The 21,672-nt window shown below is 69.7% G+C and carries 22 protein-coding genes; 20 read left to right on the forward strand and 2 right to left on the reverse strand.

Annotation, left to right across the window (positions count from 1 at the left end; translation table 11 throughout):
- Positions 1–49 precede the first annotated feature (49 nt).
- The 3 genes from metG to G3T14_RS04315 all read left to right on the forward strand — a co-directional run bounded on the left by metG (position 50) and on the right by G3T14_RS04315 (position 3,301).
- On the forward strand, positions 50–1,618 hold the full coding sequence (gene metG / locus G3T14_RS04305; RefSeq protein ID WP_163640384.1) for a methionine--tRNA ligase: 1,569 nt from the start codon (positions 50–52) through the stop codon (positions 1,616–1,618).
- 38 nt (positions 1,619–1,656) lie between these two features.
- Positions 1,657–2,436 carry a TatD family hydrolase gene (locus G3T14_RS04310; protein WP_163640386.1) on the forward strand — a complete coding sequence of 260 codons (780 nt, stop codon included), beginning with the start codon at positions 1,657–1,659 and terminating at the stop codon, positions 2,434–2,436.
- A 61-nt stretch (positions 2,437–2,497) separates the two neighbouring features.
- A complete protein-coding gene (locus G3T14_RS04315; protein ID WP_163640388.1) occupies positions 2,498–3,301 on the forward strand; it encodes an MBL fold metallo-hydrolase in 804 nt (267 codons plus the stop codon).
- Between the two features lie 33 nt (positions 3,302–3,334).
- Here G3T14_RS04315 and G3T14_RS04320 read toward each other — a convergent pair whose 3' ends face one another.
- Complete coding sequence (locus G3T14_RS04320) at positions 3,335–4,147, reverse strand: SGNH/GDSL hydrolase family protein (RefSeq protein ID WP_163640390.1); 813 nt, start codon at positions 4,145–4,147, stop codon at positions 3,335–3,337.
- A gap of 403 nt (positions 4,148–4,550) precedes the next feature.
- Here G3T14_RS04320 and G3T14_RS04325 point away from each other — a divergent pair, with 403 nt between their 5' ends.
- Genes G3T14_RS04325 through G3T14_RS04335 form a run of 3 tightly spaced genes read left to right on the forward strand, consistent with a single transcriptional unit; the run spans position 4,551 to position 7,628 of the window.
- Positions 4,551–5,522 carry a DNA-3-methyladenine glycosylase gene (locus tag G3T14_RS04325; RefSeq protein ID WP_163640392.1) on the forward strand — a complete coding sequence of 324 codons (972 nt, stop codon included), beginning with the start codon at positions 4,551–4,553 and terminating at the stop codon, positions 5,520–5,522.
- 55 nt (positions 5,523–5,577) lie between these two features.
- Entirely contained in the window at positions 5,578–6,642 is a 1,065-nt protein-coding gene (ada, locus tag G3T14_RS04330) for a bifunctional DNA-binding transcriptional regulator/O6-methylguanine-DNA methyltransferase Ada (RefSeq protein WP_163640394.1), read from the forward strand.
- Complete coding sequence (locus tag G3T14_RS04335; protein WP_163640396.1) at positions 6,639–7,628, forward strand: DMT family transporter; 990 nt, start codon at positions 6,639–6,641, stop codon at positions 7,626–7,628. The genes ada and G3T14_RS04335 overlap by 4 nt, the downstream gene beginning before the upstream one ends.
- Here the strand turns inward: G3T14_RS04335 and G3T14_RS04340 are convergent.
- Positions 7,620–8,384 carry a trypsin-like peptidase domain-containing protein gene (locus G3T14_RS04340; protein ID WP_163640494.1) on the reverse strand — a complete coding sequence of 255 codons (765 nt, stop codon included), beginning with the start codon at positions 8,382–8,384 and terminating at the stop codon, positions 7,620–7,622. The two genes, G3T14_RS04335 and G3T14_RS04340, sit on opposite strands and share 9 nt — an antisense overlap.
- Before the next feature lie 538 nt (positions 8,385–8,922).
- On the opposite strand from G3T14_RS04340, the gene G3T14_RS04345 reads away from it, so the two are divergent.
- The 14 genes from G3T14_RS04345 to G3T14_RS04410 all read left to right on the forward strand — a co-directional run bounded on the left by G3T14_RS04345 (position 8,923) and on the right by G3T14_RS04410 (position 21,669).
- Positions 8,923–10,803, forward strand: a complete 1,881-nt coding sequence (locus tag G3T14_RS04345) for a methanol/ethanol family PQQ-dependent dehydrogenase (RefSeq protein ID WP_163640398.1) — start codon at positions 8,923–8,925, stop codon at positions 10,801–10,803.
- Between the two features lie 194 nt (positions 10,804–10,997).
- Positions 10,998–11,861 carry a methanol oxidation system protein MoxJ gene (gene moxJ / locus G3T14_RS04350; protein WP_163640400.1) on the forward strand — a complete coding sequence of 288 codons (864 nt, stop codon included), beginning with the start codon at positions 10,998–11,000 and terminating at the stop codon, positions 11,859–11,861.
- Between the two features lie 76 nt (positions 11,862–11,937).
- Positions 11,938–12,528: a cytochrome c(L), periplasmic gene (gene moxG / locus G3T14_RS04355; RefSeq protein ID WP_163640402.1), complete on the forward strand. Its 591-nt coding sequence runs from the start codon at positions 11,938–11,940 to the stop codon at positions 12,526–12,528.
- 87 nt (positions 12,529–12,615) lie between these two features.
- On the forward strand, positions 12,616–12,921 hold the full coding sequence (locus G3T14_RS04360; protein ID WP_163640404.1) for a methanol dehydrogenase [cytochrome c] subunit: 306 nt from the start codon (positions 12,616–12,618) through the stop codon (positions 12,919–12,921).
- Positions 12,922–13,141: 220 nt separating this feature from the next.
- Positions 13,142–14,173 (forward strand): MoxR family ATPase, encoded by a 1,032-nt coding sequence (locus tag G3T14_RS04365; RefSeq protein WP_163640406.1) that lies wholly within the window; start codon positions 13,142–13,144, stop codon positions 14,171–14,173.
- Positions 14,173–15,015: a DUF58 domain-containing protein gene (locus G3T14_RS04370; RefSeq protein WP_163640496.1), complete on the forward strand. Its 843-nt coding sequence runs from the start codon at positions 14,173–14,175 to the stop codon at positions 15,013–15,015. The genes G3T14_RS04365 and G3T14_RS04370 overlap by 1 nt, the downstream gene beginning before the upstream one ends.
- Positions 15,016–15,023: 8 nt before the next feature.
- The gene (locus tag G3T14_RS04375; RefSeq protein WP_163640408.1) at positions 15,024–15,953 is read left to right on the forward strand and encodes a nonribosomal peptide synthetase MxaA; all 930 of its coding nucleotides are present in this window, start codon (positions 15,024–15,026) and stop codon (positions 15,951–15,953) included.
- Between the two features lie 2 nt (positions 15,954–15,955).
- Positions 15,956–17,008, forward strand: coding sequence for a vWA domain-containing protein (locus G3T14_RS04380; protein ID WP_163640410.1), 1,053 nt, complete (start codon positions 15,956–15,958; stop codon positions 17,006–17,008).
- 277 nt (positions 17,009–17,285) lie between these two features.
- Positions 17,286–17,921: an MxaK protein gene (locus G3T14_RS04385; RefSeq protein WP_246732900.1), complete on the forward strand. Its 636-nt coding sequence runs from the start codon at positions 17,286–17,288 to the stop codon at positions 17,919–17,921.
- On the forward strand, positions 17,918–18,931 hold the full coding sequence (locus tag G3T14_RS04390) for a VWA domain-containing protein (protein WP_163640412.1): 1,014 nt from the start codon (positions 17,918–17,920) through the stop codon (positions 18,929–18,931). Before G3T14_RS04385 ends, G3T14_RS04390 begins: the two co-directional genes overlap by 4 nt.
- A 6-nt stretch (positions 18,932–18,937) precedes the next feature.
- On the forward strand, positions 18,938–19,501 hold the full coding sequence (locus G3T14_RS04395) for an SRPBCC family protein (protein WP_163640414.1): 564 nt from the start codon (positions 18,938–18,940) through the stop codon (positions 19,499–19,501).
- Between the two features lie 16 nt (positions 19,502–19,517).
- Positions 19,518–20,465, forward strand: coding sequence for a cytochrome D1 domain-containing protein (locus G3T14_RS04400; RefSeq protein WP_163640416.1), 948 nt, complete (start codon positions 19,518–19,520; stop codon positions 20,463–20,465).
- The gene (locus tag G3T14_RS04405) at positions 20,462–21,031 is read left to right on the forward strand and encodes a hypothetical protein (protein ID WP_163640418.1); all 570 of its coding nucleotides are present in this window, start codon (positions 20,462–20,464) and stop codon (positions 21,029–21,031) included. Before G3T14_RS04400 ends, G3T14_RS04405 begins: the two co-directional genes overlap by 4 nt.
- Positions 21,028–21,669: a response regulator transcription factor gene (locus tag G3T14_RS04410; protein WP_163640420.1), complete on the forward strand. Its 642-nt coding sequence runs from the start codon at positions 21,028–21,030 to the stop codon at positions 21,667–21,669. The genes G3T14_RS04405 and G3T14_RS04410 overlap by 4 nt, the downstream gene beginning before the upstream one ends.
- Positions 21,670–21,672: the final 3 nt, after the last annotated feature.

Here is a 21,672-nt window from a genome sequence, read left to right on the forward strand (position 1 = left end):
GGGACCTTTCCTGTGATCCAATGAACCGCGTATCCGGGGATACTCCGACGTGACCGACCCGGCCTCCGACAAGACCTTCGGCCTGACCACCGCGATCTCCTACCCCAATGGCGCGCCGCATATCGGCCACGCTTACGAGGTGATCGCCACCGATGCGCTCGCGCGTTTCAAGCGCCTCGACGGCTACGACGTGCTGTTCTCCACCGGCACCGACGAGCACGGGCTCAAGATCCAGCAGACCGCCGCCAAGGCCGGGATCAGCCCGCGGGCGCTCGTCGACGACATGGCCGTGCGGTTCGAAGCCATGGCCGAGGCGCTGGATTGCAGCCACGACCGCTTCATCCGCACCACCGAGCCCGCCCATTATGCCGCCGCCCAGGAGCTCTGGCGGCGCATGGAGGCCAACGGCGACATCTACCTGTCGAAATATGCCGGCTGGTACTCGGTGCGCGACGAGGCCTACTACAACGCGGACGAGACCGAGATCGGCCCCGACGGCGAGCGGCGCTCGACGGAGACCGGCACCGCCGTGACCTGGATGGAGGAGGAGAACTTCCTGTTCCGTCTGTCCGCCTATCAGGACCGCCTGCTGGCGCTCTATGCGGCGCAGCCCGACTTCATCGGCCCCGAGACCCGGCGCAACGAGGTGGCGAGCTTCGTGCGCTCCGGCCTCAAGGACCTGTCGGTGAGCCGCACCACCTTCGACTGGGGCGTCCCAGTGCCGGGTCATCCCGACCACGTCATGTACGTCTGGGTCGATGCGCTGACCAACTATCTCACGGTCACGGGCTTCCCCGACGATGCGGACCCGCGCAAGAAGTTCTGGCCGATGGACCTGCACGTCATCGGCAAGGACATCGTCCGCTTCCATGCGGTGTACTGGCCGGCTTTCCTGATGTCGGCGGGGCTGCCGCTGCCCAAGCGCGTCTTCGGCCACGGCTTTCTGCTGTCGCGCGGCGAGAAGATGTCGAAGTCGCTCGGCAACGTCGTCGACCCGATGGACCTGATCGCCACCTACGGGGTCGACGCTGTGCGCCACTTCGTCCTGCGCGAGGTGCCCTTCGGCGGCGACGGCAATTACAGCCACGAGGCGATCATCGCACGCTACACTGCCGATCTCTCGAACGGTCTCGGCAATCTCGCCCAGCGCTCGCTCTCGATGATCGCCAAGAATCTGTCCGGAGCGGTCCCGGAGCACGGCGACTTCACCGATGACGACCGCGCGTTGCTGGCGCTGGCCGACGCCCTGCCAGGGATTGTGCGGACCGCCATGGACAAGCTCGCGCCCCACACCGCGCTGAGCGAGATCTGGGCCGTGGTGACGGCCTCCGACCGCTACTTCGACGCGCAGAAGCCCTGGGTGCTGCGCAAGACCGACCCGGCGCGGATGGCCGCCTCGCTCTACGTGGTGGCCGAGACCCTGCGGGCCATCGCCATCCTGGTGCAGCCGTTCATGCCGGGCTCCGGGTCCAAGCTCCTCGACCTGCTGGCGATCCCGGCCGAGCGCCGGACGCTCGCCAATGTGGGGGAGGGCGGCCGCCTAGTCCCCGGCACGGCTTTGCCGGCGCCGAGCGGGCTGTTCCCGCGCTTCGTCGAGCCGGACGCGCCCGCCGCCTGAGGCGACGTGGGAATCTCTGAATCACCTTGAGTGGAACCATGCTGGTCGACAGCCATTGCCATCTCGATTTCGCAAACTTCTCGGAAGACCTCCCCGGCACCCTCGCCCGCGCCAGGGCGGCGGGCGTCACCCGGATGGTGACGATTTCGACGCGGGTCGCCAAGGCGAAGACCTACGAGGCCCTGTCCGAGGCGAATCCCGAGATCTGGCACACCATCGGCACCCATCCCGACGGGGCGGGCGACGAGCCCGACGTGCCCACCGCGACCATCGTCGCGCTCTCGGCCCATCCGCGCTGCATCGGCATCGGCGAGGCCGGGCTCGACTTCCACTACGAGAACGCCGCGCCGGAGGCGGTGCAGGAGCGGGTGTTCCGCCGCCACATCGCGGCGGCCCGCGCGACCGGCCTCCCCCTCGTCATCCATTCGCGCGACGCCGACGCGGCGATGGAGGCGATCCTGGTGGATGAGATGAAGGGCGGCGCCTTCACGGCGGTGCTGCATTGTTTCTCGTCCGGGGCACGGCTGGCGCAGGTCGGCGTCGAACTCGGCCTGTACGTCTCGTTCTCCGGCATCGTCACCTTCCGGCGCTCGCACGACCTGCGCACCATCGCGCTCGGCGTCCCGCGCGACCGTCTCCTGGTGGAGACCGATGCGCCGTTCCTGGCGCCCGAGCCTCATCGCGGCCGCACCAACGAACCGGCCTACACCGCCGATACGGCGCGTGCGCTGGCCAAGGCCCTCGACATGCCCTTCGCGGACTTCGCCGCGCTCACCACGGCCAATTTCCACCGCCTGTTCCTTAAGGCCGCGGCCTGAACGGGCGAGGGGGCGTGACAGGCCCCTCACCCCTCCGATACCAACGAGGCCGGAGGTGGCGATGGGCTCATTGACGTTGACGATCCTCGGCTGCGGTTCGTCGGGTGGCGTGCCCCGCGTCGCCTATGGCTGGGGCGCCTGCGATCCGACCGAGCCGAGGAACCGGCGGCGGCGCTGTTCTCTCCTGGTCGAGCGCCATGGGGAGGCCGGGGCCACCCGCATCCTCGTCGACACCTCGCCGGATCTGCGCGACCAGCTGATCGGTGCGCAGGTGAAGCGCCTCGATGCGGTGCTGTTCACCCATGCGCATGCCGACCACACCCACGGCATCGACGACGTCCGGCCCCTCGTCATCCACATGCGCCAGCGCATCCCGGTCTTTGCCGACGCGCGCACCCGCGCGCTGCTGGAGCTGCGCTTCGGCTACTGCTTCGCGACGCCGCCCGGCAGCGAGTATCCGCCGATCCTCGACATGAACGATCTGATCGAGGGCGAGATGATGGCGATCGCAGGCGAGGGCGGCACGGTGACGGCCCTGCCCTTCGGCATGGAGCACGGCAACGAGCCGGCCCTCGGCTTCCGGTTCGGGGCGGCGGCCTACGCGCCGGATGTGAGCCTGATGCCAGAGGCCGCGAAGGCCTGCCTCGGCGGCCTCGATCTCCTCATCATCGACGCCCTGCGGGAGACGCCGCACCCGACCCACTATTCGGTCTCGGACGCCCTCGCGCTGATCGAGACGGTGCGGCCGCGCCGCGCCATCCTGACCAATCTGCACACCGACCTCGACTACGCGACGCTCGCCAGGAAGCTCCCGGACAACGTCGTGCCGGCCCATGACGGGCTGAGCGTCACGCTCGATCTGTGATGGTGCTGTAAGGGTAAGGGGAGGGTGCCGCGCTCAGTTCTGCGCGGGTGTCTCTTCGGGCAGGCCCGCATTGACCAGGATCTGTGCGGTGGCGGCCTTGGCGAGGCGGTCATAGCCCGCATCGGTCATGTGGAGGCCGTCGGGGCCGATCATCTGCGTCGGGGTGAGCAGGCCCTTGGCGGCCCAGGCCCGCATCATCGCGTTGCGGCGGATCACCGGCACGCCGAATTCAGAGGCGATCTCATGCAGGGCAACGCCGTAGCGCTCGGCACCCGCGGTGGTAGAGAGGCGCTTGCACCATTGCTGGTCCATCAGCACCACGTCGGCGCCGGTGGCGCGGATCGCCGCGATACCGGTGCGGGTCAATTCGGCGAAGCGCTCGACGCTGACGCCGTTCATGGGATCGTTGCTACCTGTCTGCCAGATCACGAGGTCGGGCTTGTCGGCGAGCACGTCGCGGTCGAGGCGCCGGGCCATGGCTTCGGAATCGTCGCCACCCTTGCCGCGGTTGAGCACCGTGACGGACGGATGTCCCGATCCCTTGTGGCGCAGGCGCTCTTCGAGATCGTGCTGGAGCTGGGCCGGATAGGCCGAGGCCGGCGATGACGCGCCGGCGCCCTCCGTGGAGGACGACCCGAACGCGACGATGCGGATTTCGCCACCATTGGCGACGAGCGCGGCGACCCGGGGCAGGCGTGCCATCGCCCGGGCGGGGATCGTCACACGCGTCATCGCATGCTTCTGCGGTTCGGGATCCGCCCGAACGGGAAGGCCGGTGCCGAACGCCAACAGGGCGAGGCCGAGGATCGAGACGGCGGTGGGGCGCGCTGAAGCAGGGATCGGCATCGCATTCGCTTTGGTGGATTGTGTCCGACCCCGACGGGCCAGCGATTCTGTATAATCTATCATGGGTCGGAATTGTGACGATTGCGAGGGGACTTGCGCGTGATTGTGACACTGTGGCGGCCGTGTTTCGGGTTATGCCCGCAACGCAGATGTCTTCGGGGTCGCACAGGGTGAATGAGGGGTTGATCCGACACGGATCCGAAGCCCCTGCCCCCGGTTTCAACGCGCTAAGGTTCCATAATATATCTTATGCGAACGGAGTTTCCGGGTTTGGAGACCCGTCTCTGCGACCCATCACGGTCCACTTGGCGGTCCACAGGCTTGGGCTGAAACCGTTGGATTCGCAGTGTCGATCGCTCTGCCCGCGCAGGCCATCAGAGGACGATCCAAGAGCGATGTCTCGATGAGCGCCGTCTTCCGGCTTCCCTACACGGCCCCCTACGACTGGCCGGCGATCCGGGACTACCTCGCCCTGCGCGCCATCCCCGGCGTCGAAGCGGTCGCCGGACAGGTCTACGCCCGGACCATCGCGCCGGGCGGCCGGCACGGCCTCGTCACGGTCCGGCCGGGCGAGGGCGATGCGCTTCGGGTGACCATTCGGTACGGCGACCGAGAGACTGTCGATCCGGAGGTGGTGCCAGCCGCCCTCGCCCGCCTGCGGCGGATGTTCGACCTCGATGCCGACCCGGCTGCGATCCTGGCTGGCCTTTCTCGCGATCCGTATCTGGCGGCACTGGTGGCGGCCCGGCCGGGCCTGCGGGTGCCGGGGGCCTGGGACGGGTTCGAACTCGGCGTGCGCGCCATCCTCGGCCAGCAGGTCTCCGTGGCGGCCGCCACCCGTCTGGCCGGCAGGCTGGTCGCCGCCTTCGGCGCTCCGCTGAAGATTATCGATCCTGCAGTCGGCGCGGGGCTCACCGATGTGTCTCTGACCCATGTCTTTCCGACGCCCGAAGCGTTGGCGCAGGCCGACATCGCCGCGGCACTCGGCATGCCGCGCGCCCGTGGCGCCGCCATCGCCTCCCTGGCGGAGGCCGTGGCGGCCGACCCGGCCCTGTTCGCACCCGGACGAGACCCCGCGACGGCCGTCGCCGCCTTGACGCGCCTGCGCGGCATCGGCGACTGGACGGCGCAGTACATCGCCATGCGGGCCTTGCGCGCGCCAGACGCTTTGCCCGCCGGCGATATCGGCCTGTTGCGCGCCCTCGATGTCGGCGCCGGCCGGCCGACGCCGAAGGTGTTGCTGGAACGGTCGCAGGCCTGGCGGCCTTGGCGGGCCTACGCCGTCCTGCATCTGTGGGCGAGCGATGCCGACGGGAGCCAGGCAATTCGACAGCAAGCGCCGGGATGCGCGGGACCTGGGAAGGCGTCAGGGTAGGGACATGACGGACCACCAACGTCGCGACCCGAAACACCCACGGGAGCCCTCCCCCATGTCGATCCGGCAACCGGACCTCATCACCGCCGACCCGCGCTGGACGGCCCTGGCCGTCCGTGATCCGGTCGCCGATGGCCGCTTCGTCTATGGGGTGCGCAGCACAGGTGTGTATTGCCGGCCGAGTTGCGCCGCCCGCACCCCGCGGCCGGAGAACGTCAGCTTCCATGCCAGCTGTGCGGCGGCCGAGCAGGCCGGATTCCGCGCCTGCCTGCGTTGCCGGCCGGGCGAGCCCTCGCAGGCCGAGCGGCATGGGCAGGCCATCGCCCGCGCCTGCCGCCTGATCACCGCGTCTTCGACGCCCCCCGCTCTCGCGGCACTCGCCGAGGCCGCGGCCTTGAGCCCGTTCCACTTCCACCGGGTGTTCAAGCGCGTCACCGGAATCACCCCGAAGGCCTATGCCGAAGCGCACAGGGCCGGGCGCCTCGCCGCTGACCTGCAAGCGGCGGGATCGGTGACGGACGCCCTCTACGGCGCCGGTTACAACGCCGCGAGCCGGTTCTACGCCTCCGCCGAGGCGCGGCTCGGGATGACGCCCGGGGCCTATCGCAAGGGCGGCGCCGGCATCGCGATCCGCTTTGCCGTGGGGGAATGCTCGCTGGGGTCGATCCTGGTCGCCGCGACGATACGGGGCGTCTGCGCCATCCTGCTCGGCGATGATCCCGACGCCCTCGCCCGCGACCTCCAGGACCGGTTTCCCCGGGCCGAGATCACCGGCGGCGATGCGGGATTCGAGGAAACGGTCGCCCGGGTGGTCGGCCTCGTCGAGGCCCCGGGCCTGGGCCTCGACCTGCCCCTCGACATCGGCGGCACCGCCTTCCAGCAGCGGGTCTGGGAGGCCCTGCGCACCATCCCGGCGGGGGAGACCGCCACCTATGCGCGGGTCGCGGCGATGATCGGCCGGCCCGCTGCGGTGCGGGCGGTGGCCGGCGCCTGCGGGGCCAATGCGCATGCGATCGCGATTCCCTGCCACCGGGTCGTGCGCACCGACGGCGCCCTTTCCGGCTATCGCTGGGGCGTCGCCCGCAAGGCCACCCTCCTCGCCCGTGAAGGAGCCCGATGAGTTCGCCAGAGACGCGCCCCGTGCCGGTGATCGGGATCGCCCCGCCCGAGGCTCCGGCCCATGCGCCCACCCTCGAAGCCCAGCCGGCGGCGGCCCTCGCCTATCCGCTTCTGCTCTTCACGATGCTCCTGTGGGGCGGCAACGTGGTGGCCGCCAAATGGGCGGTGGGCGAGGTCTCGCCGCAGGTGCTGACCTGCCTGCGCTGGGCGTTCGCCTGCCTCGTCCTGGCGCCGGTGGCGTGGCGCCGGTTCGCCGGTGAATGGGGCCGCCTGCGCCGCCACTGGCCCTACGTGCTCGCCATCGGCACCTTCGGCTACACGATCTACGCGAGCCTGTTCTACGCCGCCGGCCTCTACACCAGCGGCGTCAACGTGGCGCTGTTCCAGGGGGCGATCCCGGTCCTGGTGATCCTGATCAATTATGTGGTCCGGCGCGTGCCGGTGGGGGGCGCCCAGGTGGTCGGCGTCTGCGTCACGCTGGCGGGCGCCGTCGTGGCGGCCAGCCATGGCGATTGGCGCGTGCTCGCCACCCTCGCCTTCAACCGCGGCGACGTGCTGATGCTGGTCGCCTGCCTGGTCTATGCCGGCTACACCGTCGCGCTGCCGGCCCGGCCGAAGGTCTCCGGCCTGAGCTTCTTCATGGCCATCGCGTTGGTGGGGTTCGTCACCTCCCTGCCGCCGCTCGCCGTCGAATGGGCCCTCGACCGCACGATCTGGCCGAGTCCGCGCGGCTGGGCCATCGTCGCGTTCGTGGCGCTCGGGCCGTCGCTCGCCGCGCAACTGTCGTTCCTGCGCAGCGTCGAACTGATCGGCCCCAACCGGGCGGGCCTGTTCATCAACCTGGTGCCGATCTTCGGGGCAGGGCTCTCCATCCTGGTGGTGGGCGAGCCGTTCCGCTGGCACGACGCCCTGGCGCTCGGGCTGGTTCTGGGCGGCATCGTCATCGCCGAGCGCTTCGGGCGGTCCACGCGCCGCCGTTCAGGGTGAGGGCGTGCGGGCGCCCGTGACGGCCTCGGTCAGCCTCGCCAGCAGATCGCCCTCGAACAGCAGGGCGGAGCCATAGTGGAACTCGATGTCGAAGGGCTTGCGCGCGTTCATCGAGAGCGATGCGCTCTGCATCGCGATGAGATGGCCCGCCTCGTCGAACAGTCCCGAGCCGGAGCCGCCGAAGCCGTCGTTGCAATCGTGGCGGATCCGCCGGACGCCGCCCTCGCTGGGCGGGTCGACCTGCCGGATGGTGCAGGCTTCGAGGCTGCTCGGGCCGCGGTAGTTCTCGTGGCCGCCGGGTGAGACCATGACGACAGGCAGAGTCGCTGCCCCCTCCCCCAGATCCGGCGGGCGCGGCAGCGGTTGGGCTGCGACGCCCTGCACCGGCTGCGTCAGGCGCAGGATCGCCCAATCGTCGGTGATGTGCAGGGCCTGCGCCCCCGGGGCGACGCCGAGGCGCAGGCTGTCGGCCAGGAAGTCGTAGTTGCGTCCGCCGATCTGGAAGAAGCAATCCGCCACCACGCGGGTGGTCTCGAGGTGCCGGTTGCGGAAATTGTGCGCGTTCAACACCACGACGGACGGGTCGCCGATCAGCCAGGCCGCCGCCGCCTTGTGCGGAATGCCGTCCGGACCCTGGCAGTACAGCACGCCGGCCCCCGGATAGCGCGCGATGTCGGCGCCGGTGAGGTCGCGGCGCGCGTCGCGGGGATAGAGCGCTGCCAGATCCTGCGCGGCCGCGGGCCCATGTCCGGCCATGAACAGGCTCATGGCCAGCAACGGGGCGGCGAGGCGCGCGCCTGACCTCCCCTTGTGCAGGGCGCCTTCGTGCAGGGCGCCTTCGCGGGATCGCCCACGGCCTCGCGGCGCGACCGACCGGGCTTCGTCCGAAACACCGCGCGACCGCCCATCTCCTGGCGCCATCGGCCCCCTCTCCCGTCATCTGCCGAGCGCGTGGGCCGATCGCTTGTGCGCCACCCATTTCTCTATTCCTGCGCCGGCCGTCGAGGGTGGTCAAGACACGCGGCAATACTGCGCAATCGGCATATTCAAATTGCCGATCTATCCCGAGTAGAAATGTCGGATCGTCTAAAGACTTTATCGACAGAAGAAGTCTAGAAATAAGGGCTGAAGGAACAGTAATAAGTTTCTTATAAGACCAAACAAGTCTTATGAAACTTTAAGAACTCGAGGAGTCTTCGTGAGATTTCAGGGTTTGTGTTCCGAAACGGCGGGAGAAACAGCCACGCACGACCGAACGGTCGACAGACGGGGCGGCAGCTGAGGAGACGCTACGATGAGCAGGTTACTGAGTTCGGTGTCGGTGCTGGCCGTGATGGCCCTGGCGCCGATCGGACTGTCGAGCATTGCGGCAGCCAATGACAAACTCGTCGATCTCTCGAAGAACGACGACAACTGGATCATGCCGGGCAAGAACTACGACTCGGACAATTACAGCAAGCTCAAGCAGATCAACCGCGACAACGTCAAGCAGCTCAAGCCGGCGTGGACCTTCTCCACCGGCCTGCTCAACGGGCACGAGGGCGCTCCGGTCGTCGTCGACGGCAAGATGTACATCCACACCTCGTTCCCGAACAACACCTTCGCCCTCGGCCTCGACGATCCCGGCCTGATCCTGTGGCAGGACAAGCCCAAGCAGAACCCGGCCGCCCGTGCGGTCGCCTGCTGCGATCTCGTCAATCGCGGCCTCGCCTACTGGCCCGGCGATGGCAAGACCCCGTCCCTCATCCTGAAGACGCAGCTCGACGGCAACGTCGCTGCGCTCAACGCCGAGACCGGCGAGACGGTGTGGAAGGTCGAAAACTCCGACATCAAGATGGGCTCGACCCTGACCATCGCTCCCTACGTGGTGAAGGACAAGGTCATCATCGGATCGTCCGGCGCCGAACTCGGCGTGCGCGGCTATCTCACCGCCTACGACGTGAAGACCGGTGCCCAGGTCTGGCGCGCCTATGCCACCGGCCCCGACAAGGACCTGTTGCTGGCCCCCGACTTCAACATCAAGAACGCCCATTACGGCCAGAAGGGCCTCGGCACCTCCACCTGGGAGGGCGACGCCTGGAAGATCGGCGGCGGCACCAACTGGGGCTGGTACGCCTACGACCCGGGCACCAACCTGATCTACTTCGGCACCGGCAACCCGGCGCCGTGGAACGAGACCATGCGTCCCGGCGACAACAAATGGACCATGACCATCTTCGGCCGCGATGCCGACACCGGTGAAGCCAAGTTCGGCTACCAGAAGACCCCGCACGACGAGTGGGATTACGCCGGCGTCAACGTGATGATGCTGTCGAACCAGAAGGACAAGGACGGCAAGGACCGCAAGCTCCTGACCCATCCGGACCGCAACGGCATCGTCTACACGCTCGACCGGACCGACGGCTCGCTGGTCTCGGCCAACAAGATCGACGACACGGTCAACGTGTTCAAGTCGGTGGATCTCAAGACCGGCCAGCCGGTGCGCGATCCGGAATACGGCACCCGGATGGATCACCTGGCCAAGGACGTCTGTCCCTCGGCGATGGGCTACCACAACCAGGGCCACGATTCCTACGATCCGGAGCGCAAGGCCTTCTTCATGGGCATCAACCACATCTGCATGGATTGGGAGCCCTTCATGCTGCCCTACCGCGCGGGTCAGTTCTTCGTGGGCGCCACGCTGAACATGTATCCGGGCCCGAAGGGTGACCGGCAGAACTTCGAAGGCCTCGGTCAGATCAAGAGCTACAACGCGATCACCGGCGCCTTCCAATGGGAGAAGATGGAGCGCTTCGCGGTGTGGGGCGGGACGATGGCGACAGCCGGCGATCTCGTGTTCTACGGAACCCTCGACGGCTACATCAAGGCCCGCAACTCGGACAACGGCGACCTCCTCTGGAAGTTCAAGCTGCCGTCCGGCGCCATCGGCTACCCGATCACCTACACGCACAAGGGTGATCAGTTCGTCGCCATCTATTACGGCGTCGGCGGCTGGCCGGGCGTCGGCCTGGTGTTCGATCTGCAGGATCCGACCGCCGGCCTCGGCGCGGTGGGCGCCTTCAAGAAGCTCGCCAACTACACCCAGATGGGTGGCGGCGTGGTGGTGTTCTCGCTGAACGGCAAGGGCCCGTACGACGATCCGAACGTCGGCGAGTACCAGACCGCTGCCAAGTAAGACCCACTTCCAAGTAAAAACTTCTGAGACGAAAGACGAACCTCGCCGGCCGATGGCCGGCGGGGTTCCCGCAAGGACGTCTTCCTTCGAAAGACATGCCGCGCGGATTCTTCCTCATGCGTGAGCGAAACGGGACACGCCATGTCCTGCCGCCGCGCACCCCAAGACACACCATAAGAAACGGATCCGATCCCATGTCGTTCGTCATTGGACGCCGCCGTGCGGCGACCTCGGCCGCGTCCCTGCTGGCCCTCGCCTGCTGCCTCGTCACCGCCCGCGCCGCCGCCCCCGAGGCGCCCGCCGACGACAAGACCCTGCGCGTCTGCGCGGCGGTCCAGCCGCCGCTGTCGATGAAGGACGGCTCGGGCCTGGAGAACCGCATCGCCGGCGCGGTCGCCGAGGCGATGGGGCGCAAGGCGCAGTTCGTCTGGGTGGAGAAGCCGGCGATCTACCTGGTGCGCGATGGGCTCGACAAGAAGCTCTGCGACGTGGTGGTCGGGCTCGACAGCGACGACCCGCGCGTGCTGGTCACCAAGCCGTACTATCGCAGCGGCTACGTCTTCATCACCCGTGCGGACAAGGACCTCGACGTGAAGTCCTGGGCCGACCCGCGCCTCAAAAGCGTCGACCACATGGTCGTCGGCTTCGGCACGCCCGGCGAGGCGATGCTCAAGGATATCGGCCGCTACGAGGAGGACATGGCCTACCTCTATTCGCTGGTGAATTTCCGCGCCCCGCGCAACCAGTACACCCAGATCGATCCCGCCCGGATGATCAGTGAAGTCGCGGCCGGCAAGGCCGACGTGGCGGTGGCCTTCGGCCCGGACGTCGCCCGCTACGTCAAGGATTCGAGCACGCCCCTGCGGGTGACGGCGGTGCCCGACGACACGGTGCGCAGCGACGGCCAGAAGATGCCGCAGAGCTTCGACCAGTCCATGGGCGTGCGCCGGGACGACGCCGCCCTAAAGGCCGCCCTCGATGCCGGCATCGCCAAGGCCAAGCCGCAGATCGAGGCGATCCTGAAGCAGGAAGGCGTGCCGCTCGTCCCCTCCAACTGAGGGCCGCCCCTCCCCGATTGGTCCGACGGCACGGGCCCGCGCCCGGCCTCTCGTCAAAAGTAATCAGAGCACCTCGATGATTCAGAAGAATACCGTGATCGCCGCATTCCTCGGCCTCGCCGCCGCGTCGGCTGGGATCGCCGCCCTCGCTCAGCCCGCCGCCGGCCCGCAGAGCGGCTTCGTCTTCCGCAACACCGTCACCGGCGAGCAGCTCAACATTGCGGAGGGCAAGGAGGGCGGCCGCGATACGGCGGCGGTGAAGGAGTTCTTCCAGACCGGCAAGAACATCTACATCGACGACAAGTCATGCCTGCGCAACGGCGAGTCCCTGTTCTCGACGTCGTGCTCGGGCTGCCACGGCCACCTCGCCGAGGGCAAGCTCGGCCCCGGCCTCAACGACAATTACTGGACCTACCCGTCCAACACCGAGGATTCGGGCCTGTTCTCGACCATCTTCGGCGGTGCCAACGGCATGATGGGTCCGCACAACGAGAACCTGACCCCCGACGAGATGCTGCAGGTCATCACCTGGGTTCGGCACCTCTATACAGGCCCGGTCAAGGATGCCGTCTGGCTCAACGACGCGCAGAAGAAGACTTACACGCCCTACAAGCAGGGCGAGACCTTCCCCACGGACGTGAAGGGCCAGTGCAAGCCACTGGAATAGCGGCCGCGGGAAGTCACACCGCGTCACCAAACGCGCGGTGAACGATGAGCGGCACGCGCCGCGCCAACGACAACGGAGGAGACGATCATGCGGACGTTCATTTACGCGATGGCGCTTGGTGCGGGCGCGATGCTGGCCATGCCGGTGCTGAACATGCCGGCGCAGGCCTATGACGGCACCAAGTGCAAGGCCGCCGGCAATTGCTGGGAGCCCAAGCCCGGCTTCCCGGAGAAGATCGCCGGCTCGAAGTACGACCCCAAGCACGACCCGAAAGAGCTCAACAAGCAGTCGGAGTCGATCAAGGGCATGGAAGAGCGCAACGCCAAGCGCATCGAAGCCGCCAAGAAGTCCGGCAAGTTCGAATACGACGTCACCAAGCTGTCGGCGAACTGAGGACGGCTCGGCCGCGATCCCGCTGAGGCTTGGACCGCTCTCCAGCAGGTATCGCGGCCGTTCCTACCACATGAGTCGATGAGAGTGCGGCGGCTGCCGTCGGTCCGGACCCGAACGGCCGCACCCCCGAGCGTGCGATCCAGAATGACCGCCCCTTTTCGAGTCTGCGCTCCCTGAGGCTCCGGATGACGAGCGACGGCACATCCCAAGGTACCCCGTGATGAACGAAACCCGCCCCGGCGACGCGATGCTCACCGATTGGCGCGAAGCCGCCGGCCGGTTCGAGCGGGCGGTGGCCTCGGCCGTGATCGGGCAGGACCGGGCGATCCGGCTCATCACCATCGCGATCTTCGCCCGCGGCCACGTGTTGCTGGAGGGCGATGTCGGGGTCGGCAAGACCACCCTCCTGCGGGCGGTCGCGCGTGCGCTCGGCGGCGCCTACGAGCGTGTCGAGGGCACCGTCGACATGATGCCGACCGATCTGGTCTACCACACCTACCTCGCCGAGGACGGGCGCCCCCGCGTCGAGCCCGGCCCGGTGCTGCGGCGCGCCGAAGATCTGTCGATCTTCTTCTTCAACGAGATCAACCGCGCCCGGCCCCAGGTCCATTCGCTGCTGCTGCGCCTGATGGCCGAGCGCAGCCTGACCGCGTTCAACCGCGAGTACCACTTCCCCAATCTCCAGGTCTTCGCCGACCGCAACCGGGTCGAACGCGAGGAGACTTTCGAGTTGCCGGCGGCCGCCCGCGACCGCTTCCTGATGGAGATCGGCATGGAGGCGCCGCGCGATGCCGAGAGTCGCCGCGCCCTGGTGTTCGATCCGCGCTTCCACGACACCGACGCCCTGATCGCCGGGATCGACGCCGACATCCTCGACCATGCGGCGATCGCCGGGATCGGCCGCGCGATCCAGCACGGTATCCAGGCGAGCCCGGCCATCGAGGCCTACGTCATCGGTCTGTGGGAGGCGCTGGTGCGACCCGCCGGTGCCGGCATCCGCCTGTCCGGCGTCGACATGGAGGCCCTGGTGCAGGGCGGAGCCTCGCCGCGCGGCGTCGCTTTCCTGGTGCGCGCCGCCAAGGTCCGTGCCTGGCTCGAGGGCCGGGACTGGCTGGTGCCGGAGGACATCCGGGCGATCTTCCCCGAGGTGATGGCGCACCGCGTATTCCTCGAACCGGTCTACGAGATGCGGCGCAGCGCCATCGTGCCCGAGCTGTGCCGCGCCGTGTTCGACACGGTGCCGGCCCCGTGATGGAACCCGACATCGTCTACCGGCCACGCGGTCGCCTGCCCGGCACCGCCCTCGGCGCGCATCGCGGACGCGATGCCGGCGGGCTCGGGACGTTTCGCGATCAGGTCCCGTTCCTGCGCATGCCGGATGCGCGGCGCATCGACGTGCGCGCCACCCTGCGCGATCCGTTCGAGGGCACCCATGTCCGGCGCTTCGAGAGCCGTACCGCCATCGAGGTCTGGGCGCTCGTCGATCTCACCGCCTCCATGCGCTTCCGGGGCGCGGCCGACCGGATGGACTTGGTCGCCGCCCTCTGCGGCGCGCTGGCCGCGTCGGCCACCCGCATCGGCGATGCGTTCGGTCTGATCGGCTGCGATGCCGAGATCCGCGCGGACGTGACCCTCCCGGCGAGCCGCCGGCGCGGGATCGGCGCCGCCGTTGCTGCCCGCCTGCGCGATGTCCGCTGCCGGGGCGCTCACGCCGACGGAATGGCGCAGGCCGGCCGCCACCTCGTCGGCCGCCCCAAGATCGTGTTCGTGGTCTCGGATTTCCGCTGGCCCGAAGCCCTGATCGGACAGGTCTTCGCGGGGCTCGCCCGCCACGACATCGTTCCGGTGATGCTCGCCGACCCCGCCGAGGACGCGGATCTGCCGGCCTGGGGGCTGATGGAACTCGACGACCTCGAAGGGGCGGGGCGCCGCACCGTGTTCATGCGCCCTGCCCTGCGCCGCGCCTGGATCGCCCGCGAACGCGCGCGGGCCGAGACTCTGTCCCGCATTGCCACGGCCTATGGCCGCCCGCCGTTCCGCCTCGCCGGGCGCTTCGACGCGGACGCCCTCACCCGCCACCTCATCGGAACCTGATGCGATTCATGCGCCGTCCGGGCCTTGCACTCGCCGCCTTCGCATCGGTGGTTCTCGCCAGCACCGCGCAGGCGCAGGTGCGCTCCGTCGAAATCCGCACGCCGCGTCCGTTCGGCTACTTCCTCGGCGATCTGGTGCGGGCCCAGGTCGACATCGTCGTCGAGCCCGGTTTCACGCTCCAGGCGGCTTCGCTGCCCCAGCCGGGGCCGATGGCCTACTGGCTCGACCTGCGCGACGTCGCCACCGAGGAGACGCAGGCCGGCGACGCGCGGCGGGTCCGTCTCTCCCTCACCTACCAGAACTTCTATGCCGCCCTCGATGCCCGCGCCCTGGAGATCCCGGGCTTCGGCCTCACCTTCGTCAGTGCGAGCGACCACGGGGCCACCACGACGACGGCGCAGGTGCCGGCCTGGTCGTTCAACATTTCGCCCCTGCGCGAGGTCCAGCCTCCGGCAAAAGCCGATCCGGCCGATTACATGCGGCCGGACGGGCGCGTCGCGCCCCTCGATCCGCAGCCGATGCGCGTCGGCGCTGCGGCGTTCGCCGGGTTGGCGCTGGTCGCCCTGTTCGGGCTCGCCCGCGACCGGGCCTGGGGGCCGTTCCGGGCACGGCGCGGGCGCCCGTTCGGCATCGCGGCGCGGCGTCTGCGCGCCCTCGCGGCCCGGCCGGATGCCGAGACCGCTTACGGCGAGGCCCTGCGCGCCCTCCATCGCGGCCTCGACGCAACCGACGGGCGCCGGGTGCTCGCCGAAGACCTGCCCGGGTTCCTCGAACGGCATGCCGCCTACCGGCCGGAAGGCCCGCGCCTCGCGCATCTGCTCGCGGCCTCGCGCCTCGCCTTCTTCGGCGCGGGCGTCCCGGCCGCTCGCGCCGCCCTGCCCTTCCCCGAGGTCGCGGCGCTGACCCGACGCCTCGCCGCCACCGAACGGGCGGCGTGACGATGAACGACGCCCTCGCGCGGTTCTCCGTCGCCACGCCCCTGATCCTGTGGCTGCTGCCCCTGGCGCTGTTGCCGCTGTGGCGCTCGGCCCAGCGCTTGGTGCCGGTGGCCTCCATCGCGGCCGGCCCGGCGGATGGCCTCTCGCGGGCGATCGGCTGGACTTTGCGGCTCGCCGGCCTCCTCGCCATCGGCGGCCTGATCCTCGCGCTGGCCGGCCCCTACCGCAACGGCGAGACCGTCACCCGCACCGGCATCGGCGCCCAGGTCTCGATCCTCGTCGACCGCTCGGGGAGCATGAACGAGACCTTCGCCGGGCGTCAGCCCTCGGGCGCCGAGGAATCCAAGGCCGCCGCCTCGCGCCGTCTGCTCGGCGATTTCGTCGGCAGCCGGGCGCACGACCAGTTCGCGGTCACCGCCTTCTCGACGGCGCCGATGCTGGTCGTACCGATGACCGACCGGCACGAGGCGGTGCGCGCCGCGATCCGCGCCATCGACCGGCCGGGACTCGATTACACCAACGTGGCGCGCGGCCTCGCCATGGGGCTGTCGCAGTTCGGCACTCAGGGCGCCCAAGTCTCGCGGGCGCTGCTGCTGGTCTCGGACGGGGCGGCGGTGATCGACCCGCGCGTCCAGGGCGATCTGCGGGCCGCCTTCGCCAAGATCCGGCCCAACCTCTACTGGTTGTTCCTACGCACCAAGGGCTCGCCCTCAATCTCCGACAAGCCGGTGGGCGAGGATACACCCCAGGCCGCGCCCGAGCGCCACCTCGACCTGTTCTTCAAGAGCCTCGGCACCCCTTATCGCGCTTTCGAGGCCGAGGGGCCGGAGGCCGTGGCGGCGGCGATCCGCCAGATCGAGGCGCTGGAGCGCGATCCGATCCCCTACACCGAGCAGCGCCCGCGCCGGGACCTTTCGGGATTCGCCTTCGGCTTGAGCCTGTTCGGGCTGGTGCTGCTGGTGGCGGGCAAACTCGCGGAAGCGGACATCCGCAGGGCACGCGGGTCCGTGGCGCCATCCGCCGCCGAGGCGCCACCCCGGAGGATGGCCGCATGATGCCGTGTGCGAATCCCGGCGCCCGAATCATGTGGCTTCCCCTCTCCCCGCTTGCGGGGAGAGGGTTTCCGACCCCTTGCCGGGTTCGAAACGAGGCGGCAGCCGAGGGTGAGGGGGCGTCCCCGTACGGAGCGCGTCCGGAGAGACCCCCTCACCCTCGCTCCGGCTTCGCCTGCGCTCACCGCATGCACGACGCGGTGCATGCGGTCCTCTCCCCGCCCGGCGGGGAGAGGGGCAGACGCCCAATCCGCCGCCCATGGCTTGAGGCCGAGACATAATGCCCGCGCGCGCCCTTCCCCCTGCGCGCCGGGAGGCTGCGTCCCGGTCCGTCCTCGTCCGCCGCACGCTGGCGGAGGTATGGCGGCACACGCGTCCGCACCTGCTCGTCGCCCTGCCGATCCTGCTCCTCCTTGCCGCCCTCGGCTTCGGCGTCGCGGCATGGCGGGTGGAGCGCGCCAATGCCGACATCGCCGCGCTCCAGGCCGGGCGCGACGTGGCGGTGGGTCCCGATGCGGTGGGCTCGCTCGTCCTTGCCCGGGTCCAGCACTTGGCCCGGCGCGGTCTCACCGAGGGAATCGAGCCGTTGATCGACACGCTCGAGCGGGCCGGCGACACCGATCGGGCGGCGCGGGCCCGCTACGCGCTGGCCAATGCCCGTCTGCGGCAGGCTTTGGGCCATCTGGAGCGCGGCGACCTCGACCCCGCCGGTCCCCTGATCACCCTGGCGCGCCAGGATTACCGCCGCGCCCTCCAGGGCCGGCCGGATTACTGGGACGCCAAGTTCAACCTCGACGTCGCCTCGCGGCTCCTGCGCGAGTTTCCCGATTTCGATCGCAAGACCGGCGACGAACTGAAGGCCGAGCCGAAGAAGATCTGGACCGACATTCCCGGCCAGCCGCGGGGCGAGCCGTGAGGGCGCTGCTCACCCGCAACCTGCGCGATCCCCGCTTCCGGCTGCTCGCCGGGGCACTGGCCCTGGTGGCGCTCACCTTCGTCCTGGGCCCGTTGCCCCTCACCCGGACCGGCGTCGCGGTGCTGGCCATCGTCGACATCACCGGCAGCATGAACGTGCGCGACTATGCGGGCGCCGAGGGCAAGCCAGTGAGCCGGCTGGAGACGGCCAAGGCGGCCTTGCGCGATCTCGTCGCCGCCCTGCCCTGCGGTTCGCGCCTCGCCCTCGGACTGTTCACCGAGCGCCGGCCGTTCTTGCTGTTCACCCCAATCGAGGTCTGCGGCGACTTTTCCCCCCTCGACGGGGCCCTCGCCGCCCTCGACTGGCGCATGGCCTGGGAGGGGGACAGCCGCATCTCCGCCGGCCTGTTCCGGGCGGTGGACATGGCGGCCGAACTCGACACCGACCTCCTCTTCCTCACCGACGGTCAGGAGGCGCCGCCCTTGCCGAGCACCGGCGGCCCGGTCTTCGACGGCAAGCCGGGTGCCGTGCGCGGGCTGATCGTCGGGACCGGCGGCTATGCCCTGTCGCCGATCCCGCGCTTCAACGACCGCGGCCGGGAGACCGGCTTCTACGGCTCGGGCGACGTCCAGCAGGAGAATCGGTTCGGGCCGCCCCCGGCCGATGCCGAGAGCCGCGAGGGGTACAACCCGCGCAACGCGCCCTTCGGCGGGGCCGCCGCCACCGGCAGCGAACACCTCTCCTCCGTGCGTGAGCCCTACCTGAAGCGGCTCTCCGGCGAGACCGGCCTGACCTATGCCCATCTCGATGGCCCCGGTGGCCTCGTCCGCCCGCTGCTCGCCGCCGCGACCCCGCGCCCGCTCCCGGGCAGCCTCGATCTGCGCCCCTTCCTCGGCGGTGGGGCGCTGGCGCTCCTCGTCGCCGTCTTCGCCAGCCCCCTGCTGCCTCTCCTGGCGGGTACCTTGCCGCCCGGCGGCCCGCGCCGTTTCGCCACTTGGAAAAAGGCCTGATCCCGCATGCGTCTTGTGACCCGTTCCGCGTTCCTCGCCCTGATCGCGGGCGTCGCCCTCGCCCATATCGCCGCTACCCATGGCGCCCTGGCCCATGGCCCGACGCCGCAGAAGGTCGACCAGTCGATCACCATCGCGGCCAAGCCCGATGCGGTCTGGGCGGTGGTCGGCGATTTCGCCGGCATCGGCACATGGCACCCGGCCGTCGCCAGGAGCGAGGGACAGGGCGGCAATGCCTCGGATGGACGCCGCAGGGTGACCCTCAAGGCCGGCGGCACCCTCGACGAGGGCCTCGACGAATGGGATGCGGCCAAGCGCACCTATTCCTACCGCCTATCCGATGCCGACCTGAAGGCGCTCCCGGTTTCGTCCTACTCGGCGACCCTCACGGTGACGCCCGACGGCGATGGCTCGAAGGTGGAATGGATCGGCCGGTTCTACCGGGGCGACACCGGTAACGAGCCGCCGGAGGACCTCAGCGACGCCGCCGGGAAGGCCGCGATGAACCGCTACTTCGGCGATGGGCTCAAAGGCCTCAAGGCCCTGGTCGAGGGCAAGGTCACACCATGATCTGCGGGGCTGTTTCATGATCTGCAAGGCTACCCGGATTGCGCTCGGCCTGTGGCTTGCCGCTTGGCTCGGCTCCGTCCCGGTGACGGCCGGGACGGTCTACGTGGCGAGCCAGCAGGCCGGAACGCTGACACGGGTGGCACCGGGCGCCGCCGGGATTTCCGTCGGGCCCGCGCCGGCCCAGGCGGCGGTGGGGCCGGACGGGCTCATCTACCTGACGCATCCCGACCGGCGGTCCGTGACCGTGGTCGACGGGCGGACCGACGCGGTGCTGCGCCACCTCGCCTTTGCCGGCCAGCCCTTCGGCCTCGCGGTGACGCCGGACGGGGCGAGCCTGCTCGTCGGCGACTGGTCGGGGGACCGGGTGGTGAGAATCTCCGCTCTGACCGGTGCGGTCGAGGGCAGTGCCGCGGTGGGGCGCGACCCGGCCGGCCTCGTGATCGACCGCCGGGGCCGCCTCTACGTGGCCGATCGCGAGAGCCGGCAGATCAGCATCGTCGACACCGCCACCATGGTACGCATCGCCACCGTGCCGGTGGGCGTGGCACCGTTCGCCCTCGCCCTAAGCCCCGCCGAGGACCGGCTCTACGTCGCCAACGTGCGCAGCGGCGACCTCAGCGTCATCGACACCCAGGCGTTGAGAACCATCGCGACGGTGCCGGTGGGCGCCATGCCGTACGGCGTGGCCGTGAGCCAGGACGGCACCCGCATCCTCGTCACCAACCAGCAGGCCGGGACCATGACCGTGCTCGACGCCGCCGGCCCGCAGGTGATCGCCAATGTGGCGGTGGGGCGCTACCCCGAGGGCGTCGCCATCGACGGCGGCACCGCCTATGTGGCGAACTGGTTCTCGGATTCGGTCTCGGCCATCGATCTGACGCGCCTCGTCGAGACCGCCCGCATCCCGGTTGGGGAAGGCCCGCGCAGCCTCGTCGTCCGGACCTCCGGGGGGGACCGGTCATGAGACGCCCGATCGCCATCGGCGTCTTGCTCGCGTTCGCCGTCTCGGCCTGTGACAAGGCCGAGGAATCCGGTGAGACGGCCCGTGCCCCCGAGGAGCAGATCATCGTGGCGACCAAGTCCGACGCCGACGTCCCGGCATGGCTCTCGCCCACCGATCCGATGGACCCGGCCCGCTGGCTCGCCAGCCGCGAACTCGGCCGGCCGGCGCCGGAGGTCGGCTCCCAGGCCGAGCACCTGCGCCACAGCCTGTCGCGCGCCAAGGACACCTTCATCGAGGACCCGCGCATGGTCGCCAACCGCACCGTGCAACTCGGGCAGATGCTCGCCGAAGCCGGCAAGCCGGAGCCCTATGCCGATCTGCTGGACGGTCTCGAGGAAGTCGCGGCGGCCACCACGCGCAAGCAGCTCTTCGGCGAAATGTGCCAACATTATTACAATACCCGCCAGCAGGGCGCCGATCGAGCGACCGCGCTCACCCGGCTGACCGAGCGCTATGCGTCGCAAGGGGGCGGTGACGGGCCCAGGGATGCCGGGGGTGCGCCGCCCGATCCCGGGGAGGGCCGGTGACGAAGGTCCTCATCGTCGACGATCACCCGGTGATCCTGCGCGGCGTCCGACGCATCATGGAGGATGCCGGGGTCGGTACGGTCCACGAGGCCACCGATATCGTTGCCGGCTACCGGCTGTTCCACCGCCTGCGCCCCGACATCGTGGTCGCCGATCTCACCTTCCGCACCGGCGCCCTGTCGGGCCTGTCGCTGATCCGGCAGATCCGGGCGCTGGCGCGCGAGACCCGCATTCTCGCCTTCAGCATGCACGACGATCCGGTCATCGTCTCGCGCGCCCTCGAGAGCGGCGCCACCGGCTACGTGCTCAAGGACGTGCCGGCCGCGCAGTTCCACGAGGCGTTCGAGGCGGTCCGGGCCGGGCGGAGCTATCTCCCCCACGCTCTGGCGACCCGCGTCGCGATGCTCGGGTTGGGGGCGCGCCGCTCGCCGCTGGCCGATCTCACCGCACGCGAGTTGCAGGTGCTGTCGCTGCTCGGGCGCGGGCAATCCTATCAGGCCATCGCCGATGCCCTGGCGGTGAGCTACCGCACCGTGATCGGCGCCAGCGCGATCCTGCGGCACAAGCTCGGCGTGCGCACCCTCGCCGAGCTCATCCACGTGGCCGTGTCCCAGGACGAGAACGGCTTCGGGCGCTGAAGC

The organism is Methylobacterium sp. BTF04, from assembly GCF_010692745.1.
GTDB lineage: Bacteria > Pseudomonadota > Alphaproteobacteria > Rhizobiales > Beijerinckiaceae > Methylobacterium.

Coding starts and splice junctions, on each gene's coding strand:
- G3T14_RS04310 (WP_163640386.1), top strand. CDS start 1,657: ATGCTGGTCGACAGCCATTGCCATCTCGATTTCGCAAACTTCTCGGAA.
- G3T14_RS04315 (WP_163640388.1), top strand. CDS start 2,498: ATGGGCTCATTGACGTTGACGATCCTCGGCTGCGGTTCGTCGGGTGGC.
- G3T14_RS04320 (WP_163640390.1), bottom strand. CDS start 4,147: ATGCCGATCCCTGCTTCAGCGCGCCCCACCGCCGTCTCGATCCTCGGC.
- G3T14_RS04325 (WP_163640392.1), top strand. CDS start 4,551: ATGAGCGCCGTCTTCCGGCTTCCCTACACGGCCCCCTACGACTGGCCG.
- ada (WP_163640394.1), top strand. CDS start 5,578: ATGTCGATCCGGCAACCGGACCTCATCACCGCCGACCCGCGCTGGACG.
- G3T14_RS04335 (WP_163640396.1), top strand. CDS start 6,639: ATGAGTTCGCCAGAGACGCGCCCCGTGCCGGTGATCGGGATCGCCCCG.
- G3T14_RS04340 (WP_163640494.1), bottom strand. CDS start 8,384: ATGGCCGGACATGGGCCCGCGGCCGCGCAGGATCTGGCAGCGCTCTAT.
- G3T14_RS04345 (WP_163640398.1), top strand. CDS start 8,923: ATGAGCAGGTTACTGAGTTCGGTGTCGGTGCTGGCCGTGATGGCCCTG.
- moxJ (WP_163640400.1), top strand. CDS start 10,998: ATGTCGTTCGTCATTGGACGCCGCCGTGCGGCGACCTCGGCCGCGTCC.
- moxG (WP_163640402.1), top strand. CDS start 11,938: ATGATTCAGAAGAATACCGTGATCGCCGCATTCCTCGGCCTCGCCGCC.
- G3T14_RS04360 (WP_163640404.1), top strand. CDS start 12,616: ATGCGGACGTTCATTTACGCGATGGCGCTTGGTGCGGGCGCGATGCTG.
- G3T14_RS04365 (WP_163640406.1), top strand. CDS start 13,142: ATGAACGAAACCCGCCCCGGCGACGCGATGCTCACCGATTGGCGCGAA.
- G3T14_RS04370 (WP_163640496.1), top strand. CDS start 14,173: ATGGAACCCGACATCGTCTACCGGCCACGCGGTCGCCTGCCCGGCACC.
- G3T14_RS04375 (WP_163640408.1), top strand. CDS start 15,024: ATGCGCCGTCCGGGCCTTGCACTCGCCGCCTTCGCATCGGTGGTTCTC.
- G3T14_RS04380 (WP_163640410.1), top strand. CDS start 15,956: ATGAACGACGCCCTCGCGCGGTTCTCCGTCGCCACGCCCCTGATCCTG.
- G3T14_RS04385 (WP_246732900.1), top strand. CDS start 17,286: ATGCCCGCGCGCGCCCTTCCCCCTGCGCGCCGGGAGGCTGCGTCCCGG.
- G3T14_RS04395 (WP_163640414.1), top strand. CDS start 18,938: ATGCGTCTTGTGACCCGTTCCGCGTTCCTCGCCCTGATCGCGGGCGTC.
- G3T14_RS04400 (WP_163640416.1), top strand. CDS start 19,518: ATGATCTGCAAGGCTACCCGGATTGCGCTCGGCCTGTGGCTTGCCGCT.
- G3T14_RS04405 (WP_163640418.1), top strand. CDS start 20,462: ATGAGACGCCCGATCGCCATCGGCGTCTTGCTCGCGTTCGCCGTCTCG.